Raw genomic sequence first — 1,344 nt, 5'->3', positions numbered from 1 at the left:
AGCCCGGGGCACCCCGGCTCACCGACCGGGAGACGGAGGTCCTCCGTCTGGTCGCCAAGGGACTGTCGTACAAGCAGATCGCCGAACGGCTGGTTATTTCCCACCGGACGGTGCAGAACCATGTGCAGAACACCTTGGGCAAGCTCCAGCTGCACAACCGCGTGGAGCTCGTCCGCTACGCGATAGAGCGAGGTCTCGACGACGCCTGACCGCGCGTTCCCGGCCGGGCGGCTTCGGACCCCCGGCGAACGGAAGGTGTGTCATGCGGATCGGAGTACTCACCGGCGGCGGCGACTGCCCCGGCCTCAACGCGGTCATCCGCGCGATCGTCCGCAAGGGCGTCCAGGACCACGGTCACGACTTCATCGGCTTCAGGGACGGCTGGCGGGGCCCGCTCCACGGCTCCGCCGTCCCCCTCGGCATCCCGGCGGTACGGGGCATCCTGCCGCGCGGCGGCACCATCCTCGGATCCTCCCGGACCAACCCCTTCAAGGAGCCCGACGGCGTCCGCCGCATCACGGAGAACCTCGCCGAACACGGCGTGGACGCCCTGATCGCCATCGGCGGCGAGGACACCCTCGGCGTCGCCGCCCGGCTGAGCGACGAGTACGGCGTCCGCTGCGTCGGCGTGCCCAAGACCATCGACAACGACCTCTCCGCCACCGACTACACCTTCGGCTTCGACACCGCCGTCAACATCGCCACCGAGGCCATCGACCGCCTCCACACCACCGCCGAGTCCCATATGCGGGTTCTGGTGGTCGAGGTCATGGGCCGGCACGCGGGCTGGATCGCCCTCCACTCCGGCCTGGCGGGCGGCGCCAACGTCATCCTCGTCCCCGAGGTGCGGTTCGATGTCGATCAGGTCTGCGGGTGGGTCACCTCCCGGTTCCGGGCCAGTTACGCCCCGATCGTGGTCGTGGCGGAGGGTGCCATGCCGAGGGACGGCGACGTGGTCCTGAAGGGCGCCGCCGCGCTGGACTCCTTCGGGCACGTCCGGCTCTCCGGGGTGGGGGAGTGGCTGGCGAAGGAGATCGAGTCCCGCACGGGGAAGGAGGCGCGGACGACCGTGCTGGGGCATGTGCAGCGCGGGGGGACGCCGAGCGCGTTCGATCGTTGGCTCGCCACGCGGTTTGGGCTGCACGCGATTGACGCTGTGCGGGACGGGGACTTCGGGACGATGGTCGCGCTTCGGGGGGCGGATATCGTCCGCGTTCCTTTGGCCGATGCCACGGCGCGGCTGAAGACCGTACCGGTCGCGCTCTACGAGGAGGCCAAGACGTTCTTCGGCTGACCCGCCGTGGGGGTTTCCGCGCCTTCGGCGCGGTCCTCCCCCACCCTGTC

2 protein-coding genes are annotated in these 1,344 nt (G+C 70.4%); both read left to right on the top strand.

The genetic code is table 11. From position 1 onward, the window contains the following. Positions 1-209, top strand: a 209-nt coding sequence (locus K6I33_RS35055; RefSeq protein WP_229358833.1) for a response regulator transcription factor, incomplete at its 5' end; no start/stop codon positions are given. A gap of 53 nt (positions 210-262) precedes the next feature. Further along, positions 263-1,294, top strand: coding sequence for a 6-phosphofructokinase (locus tag K6I33_RS35050; protein WP_229358832.1), 1,032 nt, complete (start codon positions 263-265; stop codon positions 1,292-1,294). Positions 1,295-1,344 lie beyond the last annotated feature (50 nt).

It is taken from the genome of Streptomyces sp. UNOB3_S3, from assembly GCF_020740895.1.
GTDB lineage: Bacteria > Actinomycetota > Actinomycetes > Streptomycetales > Streptomycetaceae > Streptomyces.
The sequence above is the reverse complement of the archived record's forward strand: the minus strand, read 5'-3'. Positions and strand labels throughout refer to the sequence as shown.